Annotated in this window: 13 protein-coding genes and 1 pseudogene; 6 read left to right on the top strand and 8 right to left on the bottom strand. The window is 72.8% G+C overall.

Annotated features, from left to right (window positions below):
* Positions 1-29: 29 nt before the first annotated feature.
* Positions 30-934, bottom strand: a pseudogene (locus ACTG9Q_RS25050) (aldo/keto reductase).
* A 74-nt stretch (positions 935-1,008) separates the two neighbouring features.
* Positions 1,009-2,829, bottom strand: coding sequence for a proteasome ATPase (gene arc / locus ACTG9Q_RS25045; protein WP_455575338.1), 1,821 nt, complete (start codon positions 2,827-2,829; stop codon positions 1,009-1,011).
* A gap of 311 nt (positions 2,830-3,140) precedes the next feature.
* Between arc and ACTG9Q_RS25040 the strand changes: the two genes are divergently transcribed.
* Positions 3,141-3,743: a hypothetical protein gene (locus ACTG9Q_RS25040; RefSeq protein WP_455575337.1), complete on the top strand. Its 603-nt coding sequence runs from the start codon at positions 3,141-3,143 to the stop codon at positions 3,741-3,743.
* 62 nt (positions 3,744-3,805) lie between these two features.
* Entirely contained in the window at positions 3,806-4,627 is an 822-nt protein-coding gene (locus ACTG9Q_RS25035) for a hypothetical protein (protein WP_455575336.1), read from the top strand.
* 63 nt (positions 4,628-4,690) lie between these two features.
* Here the strand turns inward: ACTG9Q_RS25035 and ACTG9Q_RS25030 are convergent, their stop codons facing one another.
* Together ACTG9Q_RS25030 and ACTG9Q_RS25025 are read right to left on the bottom strand one after the other, a co-directional pair.
* Positions 4,691-5,521, bottom strand: a complete 831-nt coding sequence (locus ACTG9Q_RS25030; protein WP_455575335.1) for a tRNA (adenine-N1)-methyltransferase — start codon at positions 5,519-5,521, stop codon at positions 4,691-4,693.
* A 77-nt stretch (positions 5,522-5,598) separates the two neighbouring features.
* Positions 5,599-6,720 carry a site-2 protease family protein gene (locus ACTG9Q_RS25025; protein ID WP_455575334.1) on the bottom strand — a complete coding sequence of 374 codons (1,122 nt, stop codon included), beginning with the start codon at positions 6,718-6,720 and terminating at the stop codon, positions 5,599-5,601.
* A 114-nt stretch (positions 6,721-6,834) separates the two neighbouring features.
* Here ACTG9Q_RS25025 and ACTG9Q_RS25020 point away from each other — a divergent pair, with 114 nt between their 5' ends.
* Together ACTG9Q_RS25020 and ACTG9Q_RS25015 are read left to right on the top strand one after the other, a co-directional pair.
* Complete coding sequence (locus tag ACTG9Q_RS25020; protein ID WP_455575333.1) at positions 6,835-7,743, top strand: RecB family exonuclease; 909 nt, start codon at positions 6,835-6,837, stop codon at positions 7,741-7,743.
* Positions 7,744-7,754: 11 nt separating this feature from the next.
* The gene (locus tag ACTG9Q_RS25015; RefSeq protein ID WP_455575525.1) at positions 7,755-8,543 is read left to right on the top strand and encodes a thioesterase family protein; all 789 of its coding nucleotides are present in this window, start codon (positions 7,755-7,757) and stop codon (positions 8,541-8,543) included.
* A 118-nt stretch (positions 8,544-8,661) separates the two neighbouring features.
* On the opposite strand, the gene hisG is transcribed toward ACTG9Q_RS25015, so the two are convergent.
* The 3 genes from hisG to ACTG9Q_RS25000 are packed head-to-tail and all read right to left on the bottom strand — an operon-like array spanning position 8,662 to position 10,264.
* Positions 8,662-9,507: an ATP phosphoribosyltransferase gene (gene hisG / locus ACTG9Q_RS25010; RefSeq protein ID WP_455575332.1), complete on the bottom strand. Its 846-nt coding sequence runs from the start codon at positions 9,505-9,507 to the stop codon at positions 8,662-8,664.
* A 45-nt stretch (positions 9,508-9,552) separates the two neighbouring features.
* Positions 9,553-9,816 carry a phosphoribosyl-ATP diphosphatase gene (locus ACTG9Q_RS25005; RefSeq protein ID WP_455575331.1) on the bottom strand — a complete coding sequence of 88 codons (264 nt, stop codon included), beginning with the start codon at positions 9,814-9,816 and terminating at the stop codon, positions 9,553-9,555.
* 31 nt (positions 9,817-9,847) lie between these two features.
* A complete protein-coding gene (locus ACTG9Q_RS25000) occupies positions 9,848-10,264 on the bottom strand; it encodes a DUF3995 domain-containing protein (protein WP_455575330.1) in 417 nt (138 codons plus the stop codon).
* Positions 10,265-10,319: 55 nt separating this feature from the next.
* On the opposite strand from ACTG9Q_RS25000, the gene ACTG9Q_RS24995 reads away from it, so the two are divergent.
* Positions 10,320-10,856, top strand: a complete 537-nt coding sequence (locus ACTG9Q_RS24995) for a TetR/AcrR family transcriptional regulator (protein WP_455575329.1) — start codon at positions 10,320-10,322, stop codon at positions 10,854-10,856.
* Here ACTG9Q_RS24995 and ACTG9Q_RS24990 read toward each other — a convergent pair.
* A complete protein-coding gene (locus tag ACTG9Q_RS24990; protein WP_455575328.1) occupies positions 10,829-11,524 on the bottom strand; it encodes an HAD family hydrolase in 696 nt (231 codons plus the stop codon). The genes ACTG9Q_RS24995 and ACTG9Q_RS24990 overlap by 28 nt on opposite strands.
* A 54-nt stretch (positions 11,525-11,578) precedes the next feature.
* On the opposite strand from ACTG9Q_RS24990, the gene ACTG9Q_RS24985 reads away from it, so the two are divergent.
* Positions 11,579-12,484 carry a PAC2 family protein gene (locus tag ACTG9Q_RS24985; RefSeq protein ID WP_455575327.1) on the top strand — a complete coding sequence of 302 codons (906 nt, stop codon included), beginning with the start codon at positions 11,579-11,581 and terminating at the stop codon, positions 12,482-12,484.
* Positions 12,485-12,491 lie beyond the last annotated feature (7 nt).

Genomic DNA, 12,491 nt, shown 5'->3' with positions numbered 1-12,491 from the left:
GTCAGTCCAGACCGGTCAGTCCAGACCGGTCAGTCCCAGACCAGCCGGGACCGGTCGGTCCAGTACCGGCGGGCGTCCTGGGACAGGTCGGGCAGGTCGAGAGTGGCCGGGAGGTCCAGCGCACGCAGGTTGGCGCTCAGCTGGGCGAGGCTGGTCGGGCCGAGCAGGACGCTGTCGGCCCAGGGCTGGGCCGCCGCGGCGGCCAGGGCGACCGCGTCGGGGCCGACGCCGTGGCGGTCGGCGACCTCGCGGACCGCCGCGGGCGGGGTCGCCGCGAGCCTGCCGTTGGCCAGGGCCTCCTTGACCGTGACGTGCGCGCCCCCGGCGTGGGCCTCCGCCAGGGCCTGCCCCGCCGAGGTCTCCAGCAGGTTCCAGGTGGACTGCACCGCGGTGAAGACCCGCACGCCCGCCCGCTCCAGCGCCACGCCGCGGCGGATGGCCTCGGGCTGCGCGGGACCGGAGGTCGAGAACCCCAGCCGCTGCCCGGAGGCCGCCAGCTCGGCCAAGGCGTCGAGCAGCGCGTCGTCGGTGAACAGCGGGCTGTCCGGGGTCAGGGAGTGCACCTGGTACAGCGCCACGTCCAGCAGGCCGCGGTCTCGGCGAGCTGGGTCCGGAACCGCTGGAGGGTGTGCTCCTTGACCTCGTGCACCGCCGCGTCGACCCGCCACTGCCCGACGTAGGCGTAGCCCCACTTCGAGGAGACCTCGACGTCGGAGCGCCCGCGCGAGGCCAGCCAGCCCGCCAGGAACTCCTCGGCGAGCCCGTACGAGCGGGCCACGTCCACCCGGCGCACACCCGCGGCGTGGGCGGCGTCCAGCACCGCCCAGGTGAGCGCCCGCAGCGACAGCACGCCGCGGTCGGCGGGCAGGTCGCGGCCGAGGTTGAGGTAGGCGGGCCTGCCGAGCGCGGCGAGGCCAAGGCCGAACCTGCTGATCGAGGGCACGGGGACAGATTATGCGCGTCGGCCCCGGGAACCGCTGGGGTTCCCGGGGCCGACGCGTGGGGTGCCTAGAGGTACTGGCCGGTGTTGCTGGCGGTGTCGATCGCCCGGCCCGCCTCCTGGTTCTTGCCGGTCACCAGGGTGCGGATGTAGACGATGCGCTCGCCCTTCTTGCCCGAGATCCGGGCCCAGTCGTCCGGGTTGGTCGTGTTGGGCAGGTCCTCGTTCTCGGCGAACTCGTCGACGATGGCGTCCAGCAGGTGCTGCACGCGCAGACCGCGCTGCTGGGTCTCCAGCACCGCCTTGATCGCCGACTTCTTCGCCCGGTCCACGATGTTCTGGATCATGGCCCCGGAGTTGAAGTCCCGGAAGTACAGGATCTCCTTGTCACCGTTGGCGTAGGTGACCTCCAGGAACCGGTTGTCCTCGGTCTCCTCGTACATGCGCTCGACGGTGTGCTGGATCATGGCGTCGAGGCAGGCCCGGGTGTCGCCGCCGAACTCGGCGAGGTCGTCGGCGTGGATGGGCAGGGTGGCGGTGAGGTACTTGGAGAAGATGTCCCGTGCCGCCTCGGCGTCCGGCCGCTCAATCTTGATCTTCACGTCGAGCCTGCCGGGTCGCAGGATCGCCGGGTCGATCATGTCCTCGCGGTTGGAGGCGCCGATGACGATGACGTTCTCCAGGCCCTCGACACCGTCGATCTCACTGAGCAACTGCGGCACGATCGTGGTCTCGACGTCGGAGGACACGCCGCTGCCGCGGGTGCGGAAGATCGAGTCCATCTCGTCGAAGAACACGATCACCGGAGTGCCCTCGGACGCCTTCTCACGCGCCCGCTGGAAGATCAGCCGGATGTGCCGCTCGGTCTCGCCGACGAACTTGTTGAGCAGCTCAGGGCCCTTGATGTTGAGGAAGTAGGACTTGGCGTCGGCCGGAGAGGAGTCACCGCGCGCCGCGGCGACCTTCTTGGCCAGGGAGTTCGCCACGGCTTTGGCGATGAGCGTCTTGCCGCAGCCGGGCGGGCCGTAGAGGAGCACGCCCTTGGGGGGACGCAGCTCGTACTCGGCGAAGAGGTCCTTGTGCAGGAACGGCAGTTCGACGGCGTCGCGGATCTGCTCGATCTGCCGGAACAGGCCGCCGATGTCGGCGTAGTCGACATCGGGCACCTCTTCCAGCACCAGGTCCTCGACCTCCGCCTTGGGCACCCGCTCGTAGGCGTAGCCGGACTTGGCGTCCACCAGCAGCGAGTCGCCCGGCTTGAGCGGCGCGCTGAACAGCGGGTCGGCCAGCCAGACCACGCGCTCCTCGTCGGCGTGGCCGACGACCAGCGCCCTGGTCGGCTGTTGCTCGCCGTCGATGGTGAGCAGCTCGCGCAGCGCGCAGACCTCGCCCGTGCGCTCGAAGCCACCTCCCTCGACGACCGTGAGCGCCTCGTTGAGCCGCACCGACTGGCCCCGGCGCAGGTCCTCGCCCTCGACCGCGGGAGACACGGAGACCCGCATCTTGCGCCCCGCGGTGAACACGTCGACCGTGCTGTCCTCATGACGCTCGAGGAAGACGCCGTACCCGCTGGGCGGTTGCGCCAAGCGGTCGACCTCCTCGCGCAGGGCGAGCAGTTGGCCGCGGGCTTCCCGCAGCGTGTCGACCAGCTTGGTGTTCCGCTCTGTGAGCTGGTTCACCCGCTCCGTCGCCTCGGCCAACCGTTGCTCCACCAGCCGCGAATGCCGCGGCGATTCCGTCAGTTTCCGGCGCAGCAGGGCGACTTCCTCTTCCAGGAATCGGACCTGCGCGGCGGTCGAGCGGTCTTCGCGCTCGCCATCAGGGCCGGGCATGTCACCATGCTGATCGTCGGCATCTTCAGGCCGACTGCCGGGACGATCGTGCTGCATGTCGGCACCTCCTCCCGAACTCGTACCCACTACGGTACCGGCGATCACCGTCAACAACAGAGCATCCTTGGGCCGGAACCGGCGTGTCACCGGACCGCAACACCCGCTCGGCGGCAGCCACTGGGCCGTTCCGGTACGAGGGGGAACCCGGGGACCGCTACCGTGCGTCGGTGTATTAGGCCACTTGCGCCGCCGTTTCGCACTCCCATTCACCGCGATCGACCGGGGACGACGTGACCGGCGGCGGTGTCGGGGGCCGCGGACGCGACCCATACGATGACCACACCACCAGACGAGTCCAGAGGCCGAGCATGACCTACCCACCCCAGCAGCCGGGTCCGTACGGGGGGCCACCGCCGCAGGGCTACGGTCACCACCCCTGGCAGGGCCAGCACCCCGGCGGGTACCCGCCACCTCCTCCCCCGGAGGAACCGCAGCGCAATGTGGGCAAGATCGTCGCGATCGTCGCCATCGCGGTGCTGCTTGTCGGCGGCGTCGGGGCGGGTGTGTACTTTCTCACCCGCGAGGCGGGGCCGACCATGTCGGCCGACTCCACCGCGCCGGGACCGGCGTCCACCTCGGAGGCCGAGCAGGAACCGGCGGTCGGGCCCGAGGCCGTCGTCGAGGAGTACATCACCGCCTACGAGACCAAGAGCTTCGCCGCGGTCACCGAGGAGGCGTGCGCGGCCTACAAGAAGAAGTACGGCATGAACACCGCCCAGCTGGAGAGCCAGCTGGCGAAGTACGCGATCACCGGCACCGCCCAGGGCGCGCCCGTGATCAAGGACGAGGTCGCCACCGCGCGCATCGCCCTCGAGCTGGCCGACGGCGCCGACGTGAACAACGTCGACATCGAGATCAAGATCGTCAAAGAAGACGGCGAGTGGCGGTTCTGCGGGGAGGAAACGGCCTGACCGCGCCACCCCTTCGCACCATCTCCACACACCCTGAGCGGCGATCCGAGGAGTCGGGCCCCATGACCACCCCACCCCAGCAGCCTGGCCCGTACGGCCAGAACCCCTACGGCCAGCAGCCCGACCCGTACGGTCAGCCGCAGCCCGGCTACCCGCAGCCCGCGTACGGCCAGCAGCCCGGCTATGACCCCAACCAGCCCTACGGCCAGCAGCCCGGCTATGACCCCAACCAGCCCTACGGCCAGCAGCCCGGTTACGACCCCAAGCAGCCCTATGGCCAGCCCGGCTACGATCAGACCCAGCAGTACGGCTACGGCCAGCAGCCCTACGGCCAGCCCGGCTACGGCGGCGAGCCGCCCAAGAACAACACCGGCAAGGTCATCGCCATCGTCGCGATCGCCCTGCTGGTCCTCGTGGGCGCCGGGGTCGGGGTCTACTTCCTGACCAAGGACAGCAAGCCGACCGCGGGCGGCGGCACGAGCACGACGGCGCAGCGCACCACGGAGCGCACGACCGAAGAGGAGACCACGACCCGGGAGACCTCCACCGAGGAGACGACCACCGGGTCCGGCGGCGGCGGTGGCGGCAGCGGTGGCGGAGGGGGCGGCGCGGACCTCGCCGCCGCGGCCGAGGAGTACGCCCAGGCGGTCAACGACCAGGACGAGTCCGCGGCCAAGGCCCTGACCTGCGAGGGCAAGGAGCCGGGCATCATGTACACCAGCGTCGTCCCGGGCGACGGCAAGGTGGAGATCACCGGCGAGCCCGACGTCTTCGGCGAGAACGGCAGCGTTGACGCCGAGGTCACCATCCCCGGTGGCGGCGCGCCGATCCCCTTTCCGATGCTGTTCGAGAAGAGCGCCTCCGGCTGGTGCATCTCGCTCTGAGCAGAGCGGCAGTGGTACGACCTGTGGCGGCCCGTCCGGTGGACGGGCCGCCACAGGCGTCTCTCAGCCCTTGCTCGGCCTGCGCTGCGGCCGGGGCGCGGTGACGCCGTCGGCCAGGCGGCGGGTGGTCAGCAGGAACGCGGTGTGGCCGATCATCCGGTGCTCGGGGCGCACGGCCAGCCCGACCACGTGCCACGGGCGGATCAGCGTCTCCCAGGCGGTCGGCTCGGTCCAGCACTGCTGCTCGCGCAGCGCCTCGGTGACCTTGGACAGCTGCGTCGTCGTGGCCACGTAGGTCACCAGGACCCCGCCGGGGATGAGGTTGGCCGCGACGGTGGGCAGGACGTCCCACGGGGACAGCATGTCCAGCACGATCCGGTCGACCTCGCCGGTGTGCGTGACCAGGTCGGCGACGGTGAGCGTCCAGTTCGGCGGGTGCTCGCCGTAGAACTCCACGACGTTGCGGACGGCGTGGACGGCGTGGTCCTCGCGGACCTCATAGGACGTCACCGTCCCCTCCGGACCGACCGCGCGCAGCAGCGAGCAGGTCAGGGCGCCGGAGCCCGCGCCCGCCTCCAGCACGCGCGCGCCGGGGAAGATGTCGCCCTGCATGACGATCTGGGCGGCGTCCTTGGGGTAGATGACCTGCGCGCCGCGGGGCATGGAGAGCACGTAGTCCGACAGCAGGGGCCGCAGGGCGAGGTAGCCGGTGCCGACGGCGGAGGTCACGACCGAGCCCTCGGGCAGTCCGATGAGGTCGTCGTGGGCCAGGGCGCCGCGGTGCGTGTGGTACTTCTCCCCCGGGGCCAGCACCAGCGTGTAGTGCCGTCCCTTCGGGTCGGTGAGCTGTACCCGGTCCCCTGCCCGGAAGGGACCGCTGATCCTGCGCGTCACCCGGCGTCCTCGCTTTCCGCGACTACAAAACCGGGCCATGCTCGCAGAGCGCGACCCGGGCCCGTCAGGCAGCCCCGTCAGCCAGCCCCGTCGAGGGCGGCGCGCAGGTCGTCGCGGTGCAGCACTCCTGATGGCCTGCCCTCGTCGTCGACCACCACGAACTGCCACGCCGCGGTCTCGCGGACGCGGTCGATGATCTCGTCCACCGGCTCGGAGGCCAGCAACACCGACTCCGGCCGGATCGGCTCGGCGGCCAGCTCGGCCGGGGAGAACGGCGAGGTGGCGGCCAGCCGCTCGGCGGCGGCCTGGTCGAGCAGCCCGGCGGCCACCCCGTCGGCGCGCACCAGCACGACGCCGCGCCCGGCGGAGGCGGCCAGCGCGTCGGCGACCGGGCTCTCCGCGGGCAGCTGGAGGATCGGCCGCACCAGGTCGGCCAGGCGCAGCCCGTCGGGCCAGTCCCGCCGTTCGGCGGCCAGCTCCCCGCCCGCGCCCGCCACGACGAACCACGCGGTGAACAGGCAGATCCCCAGCCGCAGCCAGCGGTCGGGGGCGTCGTCGACGACACCCCACAGCGCCCAGGCGACCAGCAGCCCGGCCACGACCCAGCCGCCGACCGCCGCCGCCTTGGTGCCGGTGGCGCGGCGGCCGGTGATCGCCCAGACGCCCGCGCGCAGCATCCGGCCGCCGTCGAGGGGCAGTCCCGGCAAGAGGTTGAACACGGCCACGGCGATGTTGGCGAAGGCGCACTCCAGCACGAGCAGCCACAGCGCGCCGCGCCCGGGCACGACGAGCACCAGCGCGCCGAACACCATCGCGAGCAGGATCGAGACCGCGGGGCCCGCCGCGGCGACGATGCCCTCGTGCGCGGGGCGGCGCGGCGCCCTGGCGATCTCGGAGAGCCCGCCGAGCAGGAACAGCCGCAGCCGCCGCACCGGCAGCCCGATGCGCAGCGCGGTGACGCAGTGGCCCAGCTCGTGGGCCAGCACGGAGAGCCCCAGCAGCACCGCGAACGCCGCGGCCAAGGCGATGGAGGACACGGCGGTGGCGCCGGGCAGCAGCCTGCCGACCAACGGGGCGTAGAGCACGATGATGGCGACCGCGCCCAGCCACCAGGACGGTGCGAGCACGACGGGGACGCCGCGGTAGCGGAACAGCAGGAGTCCGCCGCCGGGCGGGGCGAACAGCGCCGGGCTCGACATCGCCGCCAAGGGTACGGCCGGGGGTGTGGGATGGCGGTGATCCGCCCACCGCCACAGGAGCCGGGCACACGAGCCGGGCCGGACACCGTCGGTGGTCGACTATATGGTCGGGCCATGGTTCCCGAAGTCGCCTCCGGGCAGAGCGCAGGCCCCACGCCCACCACGGGGGTCTCCGGCGCCGTGGCCCCCGGCGCCGCGCCGCGCAGGCCCGCGCTGTCGCCTTCGCGCGCGGGGGACTTCAAGCAGTGCCCGCTGCTGTACCGCTTCCGCGCCATCGACAAGCTGCCCGAGACGCCCAGCCCGGCGCAGATGCGCGGCACGGTGGTGCACGCGGTGCTGGAGCGGCTCTTCGGCCTGCCGAGGCAGGAGCGGTGCCCGGAGCGGGCGCGGGAGCTGGTGGCGCCGACGTGGGCGCGGCTGCTGGGCGAGCAGCCGGAGCTGGCGGAGCTGTTCGCCGAGGACGCGGGCTGGCTGGACTCGGCGGGGACCCTGCTGGAGGGGTACTTCGAGCTGGAGGACCCGCGCAGGCTCGAGCCGGAGGCGTGCGAGCTGCTGGTGGAGACCGAGCTGCCCAGCGGCGTGCTGCTGCGCGGCTACATCGACCGGCTGGACGTGGCCCCGACCGGCGAGATCCGGGTGGTGGACTACAAGACCGGCGCGGCCCCCCGGGAGATCGGCGAGGGCAAGGCGCTGTTCCAGATGAAGTTCTACGCCCTGGCCCTGTGGCGGCTGCGCGGCGTCGTGCCGAGGCAGCTGCGGCTGATGTACCTGGCCGACCGCCAGTCCCTGGCCTACACCCCGGACGAAGCGGAGCTGACCCGCTTCGAGCGCACGCTCGACGCCATCTGGCAGGCCATCCTGCGCGCGGGGCGCACCGGCGACTTCCGCCCCAACCGGTCCCGGCTGTGCGGCTGGTGCTCGCACCAGGCCCACTGCCCCGAGTTCGGCGGCACCCCGCCCGCCTACCCCGGCTGGCCGGAGCCCGACCCGGGCGATGAGTCCCTTGTGGACAGGGCGGACTAGTGGGCGGACCAGTGGGCGCGGCGTTCTACGAACCCCTCGGCGACGGCCGCTTCGCCTCCACCGCCCACACGGCCGGCCCGTGGGCGGCCGAGAGCCAGCACGTCGGCCCGCCGTCGGCCCTGCTCGTCCGCGCGCTGGAGAACCTGCCCGCCCCCGCGCCCATGTCGATCGGCCGCGTGACGGTGGAGGTCCTGGGCCCGGTCCCGGTCGCCGACCTCACGGTCACCGCGTCGGTGGTCCGGCCCGGCCGCTCGGTCGAGCTGCTGCGCGCTGAACTCCACGCCGGGCTCCACGCCGGGGACAGGCCGGTGGCCACCTGCTCGGCCTGGCGGATGGCGTGCTCGGACACCGCCTCGGTCCGCACTCCCGACGGCGTTCCCCTGGCCCCGCCCGAGCAGGGCGTGCCCACCGGCCGCCCGGACGGCTGGGGCCCCGGGTACCTCGACGTCCTGGAGTGGCGCGCCCTCGTGGGCAACCTGGGCGAGCCGGGCCCGGCCACGGTCTGGGCGCGTCAGCGGGTGGACCTGGTGGCGGGCGAGACCCCCACCGGCCTCCAGCGCCTGATGGCCGTGGCCGACTCGGGCAACGGCGTCTCCGGCGTCCTGGACCCGCGCGAGTGGTACTTCATCAACACCGAGCTGACCGTCCACATCCACCGCGCGGTGCGGGGCGAGTGGGTGGGGATGGCCGCGCACACCGTCATCGGCACCGCGGGCACCGGCGCCGCGCACACCGTCCTGCACGACCTGGCAGGCCCCGTGGCCCGCGGCGCCCAAGCCCTGCTCGTCCGGCCTCGGTAGGCCGTGTTTCAGGTGTGGGGCGCGGCTATGACGTGCTCCACACCTGAAACACGGCCCAGCCAACGCGGAGCACCCAGCCGCTCCCGTGAGGAGCGACTGGGTGCGGTGTTCGCTTGGGTCAGAGCCTGCAGGAGCGGATGTCGGAGGCCAGCACGGCTTTCGCGCCCAGGGCGGCGAGGTGGTCCATGGTGCCGTTGACGTCCTTCCTCGGCACCATCGCCCGCACCGCCACCCAGTCGGCGCTGGCCAGCGGGGCGACCGTGGGCGACTCCAGGCCCGGGGTGATCTTGATGGCCGCCTCCAGCAGGGACTTGGGGCAGTCGTAGTCCAGCATCATGTACTGCTGGGCGAAGACCACGCCCTGCAGGCGGGCAGTGAGCTGGTCGCGGGCGGCCGACGGCGGGGCGGTGCCGCGCTCCACGAGCACCGCCTCCGACACGCAGATCGGGTCGCCGAAGGCGACCAGGTTGTGCTGGCGCAGGGTCCGGCCGGAGCCCACCACGTCGGCGACGGCGTCGGCCACGCCGAGCTGGATGGAGATCTCCACCGCGCCGTCGAGGCGGATCACCTCGGCGGTGAGGCCGTGGCGGGCGAGGTCGTCGGCGACGAGCCGCGGGTAGCTGGTGGCCAGGCGCTTGCCCGCCAGGTCGGCGACCTTCCAGTCGTGGCCCGCGGGCCCCGCGTAGCGGAAGGTGGAGCCGCCGAAGCCGAGGGCGAGGCGCTCGGTGACCGGGGCACGGGAGTCCAGGGCCAGGTCGCGGCCGGTGATGCCCAGGTCGAGCTCGCCCGAGCCGACGTAGATGGCGATGTCCTTGGGGCGCAGGAAGAAGAACTCGACCTCGTTGTTGGGGTCGATGACGGTCAGGTCGCGGGGCTCGTGGCGCCTGCGGTAGCCGGCCTCGGCGAGCATGTCGGACGCGGCGGCGGCGAGGGCGCCTTTGTTCGGGACTGCGACGCGCAGCATGGGGTGCTCCAGCGGGAGGGGTGGGACAGGACGGCCGGGACCACCTCAGAGATGTCGGTACACGTCCCGCAGGCTCAGGCCGCGACCGAGCATGAGCACCTGCACCCGGTACAGCAGCTGGGAGACTTCCTCGGCCAAGCGCTCATCGGACTCGTGCTCGGCGGCGATCCACACCTCGCCTGCCTCCTCGAGCACCTTCTTGCCCTGGGCGTGCACACCCGCGTCCAGCGCGGCCACGGTGCCCGAGCCAGCGGGCCGGGTCGTGGCGCGGTCGCTGAGCTCGGCGAACAGCTCGTCGAACGTCTTCACGTTTGCCAATCCTTCCATCCCCGCGCCCGGCTCACCCCACCAGGGCCACCGCGGCGCCCAACCCGCCGAGCAGCAGGCACAGCGGCGAGTACAGGCGCACGTCCCAGCGCGCGAACTCGGTGTCCCCGCCCGCCGACGCCGCCAGCCCGCCCAGCCCGCGGGCCAGCAGCACCGCGGCCACTCCCCCGGCGCCGACGGCGGCCGCCCACCACGGGCCCGGCGCGTCGAGCAGACCGCCGCGCGCGGCCATCAGGTACGCCGCGACGGCCAGCAGGACGACCACGCCGAAGGTCATCGCCCTGCTCGGCAGCCGCTCGACCCCCACCCCGACGACCCGCCGGGCGAACTCCTCGGGCGTGCGCAGCGGCCACGGCGAGAACATCCACACCACGTGCAGAGCACCGACCAGCACCAGCGCGATCACGACCACCCACACGACGACGGTCATCAGCCGACTCCTTCCATACACCCCTGTATGGTCATCCGTACAGTACTGTATGGAGATGCCCAAGCCCAGGTTGAGCCGGGAGAGCTGGATCACCGCCGCGCTACAGGCGCTGGCCGCCGGTGGGGTCGGCGCGGTCGCCGTTGACCCGCTGGCGACCCGGCTCGGGGTGACCCGCGGCAGCTTCTACTGGCACTTCGCCGACCGGCGGGCCCTGCTGGAGGCCGCGCTCGACTGGTGGGAGCGGGAGGGCACGACCGCGGTGATCGAGCAGGTCGAGGCGATCGCCGACCCGCGCGCGCGGCTGGCCCGGCTGTTCCGCGTCGCGGTGACCGAGGACCCGACCGACGGCCTGGAGGCCGCGCTGGTCGCCCACGCCGACGACCCGGTCGTCGCGCCCGTGCTGCACCGCGTCACCGAGCGCCGCGTCGCCTACCTGGCCGGGGCGTACGCCGCCGCGGGCGCCGAGGACGCCGAGGACCGCGCGCGGGTCGCCTACGCCACCTACGTCGGCTGGATGGTGCTGCGCCGCGCGGTCCCGCCGTCCACTCCCGACACCGCCGTCGACTACCTGATCGGCGCGCTGCTGCCCTGACGCACGGCGGCCAGCACCGCGATGTCCACCCCGACAAGGCTTTCCCGCAGCACCCGCCGCTCCCCCGGCTCGACGTCCACATCGCACGGCACCACGAGCACCGCGCAGCCCGCGGCCACCGCCGACGCCGTCCCGGTCGGGGAGTCCTCGACCGCGACAGCCGCCGCGGCGTCCACTCCGAGCAGACGCGCCGCCCGCAGGTACGGCTCGGGCAGCGGTTTGTTCATGCCGTCGACCTCGTCGCCGCACACGGTCACGTCGAAGTGCTCGCGGCCGATGAAGTCCAGCGCGATCTCCGTCAGCGCCCGCTGTGTCGAGGTGACCAGCGCCGTGGGCACGCCCGACTCGCGCACGGCGCGCAGCGCTTCGACCGCGCCGGGCCGGAACCGCAGGTCGGTGGCGAACAGGTCCGTCATGCGCCGGTCGATCCAGGCCATCGCCTCGCGCACCTCGGCCTCGCCCGGCTCGATGCCCGCCGCGCCGAACAACAGCGCCATCGTGGTCGGGATGTTCGAGCCGACCATGGCGCCGCGCGTCTCCTTCGACAGCGGCGCGCCGAGCTTGTCGGCGTACTCGTAGAGCGGGATGTCCCACAGCTTCTCGGAGTCCAGCAGCGTGCCGTCCATGTCCCACAGCACGGCGGCGGGCGTGGTCAACCGGTCCTCCATCAGATCAGCCAGGCACAACTGCCCGCCACGGTACCCGGGTCGTAGGCTTGCCCGGTGAACCACGAGGACCCGCCCCAGGCCGACGCCCGACTCGACCGCCCGGACCTGGACGAACCGGTACTCGTGGCGGCCTTCGAGGGCTGGAACGACGCCGGGGACGCCGCCACGACGGCCGTCGAGCACCTGCAGCTGACCTGGGACGCCACCCCCCTGCTCGAACTGGACCCGGATGACTACTACGACTTCCAGGTCAGCAGGCCCACGGTCCGGATGATCGACGGTGTCACCCGCAGGGTCGAGTGGCCGACCACCCGGCTGTCGGTGTGCCGCCCGCCGGGCTCGCGCCGCGACGTGGTCCTGGTGCACGGCATCGAGCCGAACATGCGCTGGCGCAAGTTCTGCGCCGAACTGCTGGGCCACGTCGAGGATCTCGGTGTCACGACGGTGGTGACCCTGGGCGCGCTGCTGGCCGACACCCCGCACACCCGTCCCGTCCCGGTCACCGGCACCGCCTACGACGCCGAGTCCGCCGCCCGCTTCGGGCTGGAGCGCTCGCGGTACGAGGGCCCGACGGGCATTGTCGGCGTCTTCCAGGACGCGTGCGTGCGCGCGGGTGTTCCCGCCATCTCCATCTGGGCCGCGGTGCCGCACTACGTCTCCCAGCCGCCCTCCCCCAAGGCGACCCTCGCGCTCCTGCACCGGGTCGAGGAGGTGCTCGACGTCGAGGTCCCGCTGGGCACCCTGCCCGAGCAGGCCGAGGAGTGGCAGCGCACGGTCAGCGAGATGGCCGAGGAGGACGAGGACGTCCGCAACTACGTGCGCGCCCTCGAGGAGCGCGGCGACGCCGAGGACACCCTCGGGGAGACCAGCGGCGAGACCATCGCCGCGGAGTTCGAGCGCTACCTGCGCCGCCGCGGTCCGGGCCGGGGCCAGTCCGGCCCCGGCCCCACCGGCATCTAGACCCGGG

This window comes from Actinokineospora lacus (assembly GCF_053813445.1).
This window is presented reverse-complemented; position numbering and strand designations above follow the sequence as displayed.

Bases quoted from the DNA above. Each gene is read 5' to 3' on its own strand.
- arc (WP_455575338.1), bottom strand. From the start codon at position 2,829: ATGCAGCACGATCGTCCCGGCAGTCGGCCTGAAGATGCCGACGATCAG.
- ACTG9Q_RS25040 (WP_455575337.1), top strand. From the start codon at position 3,141: ATGACCTACCCACCCCAGCAGCCGGGTCCGTACGGGGGGCCACCGCCG.
- ACTG9Q_RS25035 (WP_455575336.1), top strand. From the start codon at position 3,806: ATGACCACCCCACCCCAGCAGCCTGGCCCGTACGGCCAGAACCCCTAC.
- ACTG9Q_RS25025 (WP_455575334.1), bottom strand. From the start codon at position 6,720: ATGTCGAGCCCGGCGCTGTTCGCCCCGCCCGGCGGCGGACTCCTGCTG.
- ACTG9Q_RS25020 (WP_455575333.1), top strand. From the start codon at position 6,835: ATGGTTCCCGAAGTCGCCTCCGGGCAGAGCGCAGGCCCCACGCCCACC.
- hisG (WP_455575332.1), bottom strand. From the start codon at position 9,507: ATGCTGCGCGTCGCAGTCCCGAACAAAGGCGCCCTCGCCGCCGCCGCG.
- ACTG9Q_RS25000 (WP_455575330.1), bottom strand. From the start codon at position 10,264: ATGACCGTCGTCGTGTGGGTGGTCGTGATCGCGCTGGTGCTGGTCGGT.
- ACTG9Q_RS24995 (WP_455575329.1), top strand. From the start codon at position 10,320: ATGCCCAAGCCCAGGTTGAGCCGGGAGAGCTGGATCACCGCCGCGCTA.
- ACTG9Q_RS24990 (WP_455575328.1), bottom strand. From the start codon at position 11,524: ATGGAGGACCGGTTGACCACGCCCGCCGCCGTGCTGTGGGACATGGAC.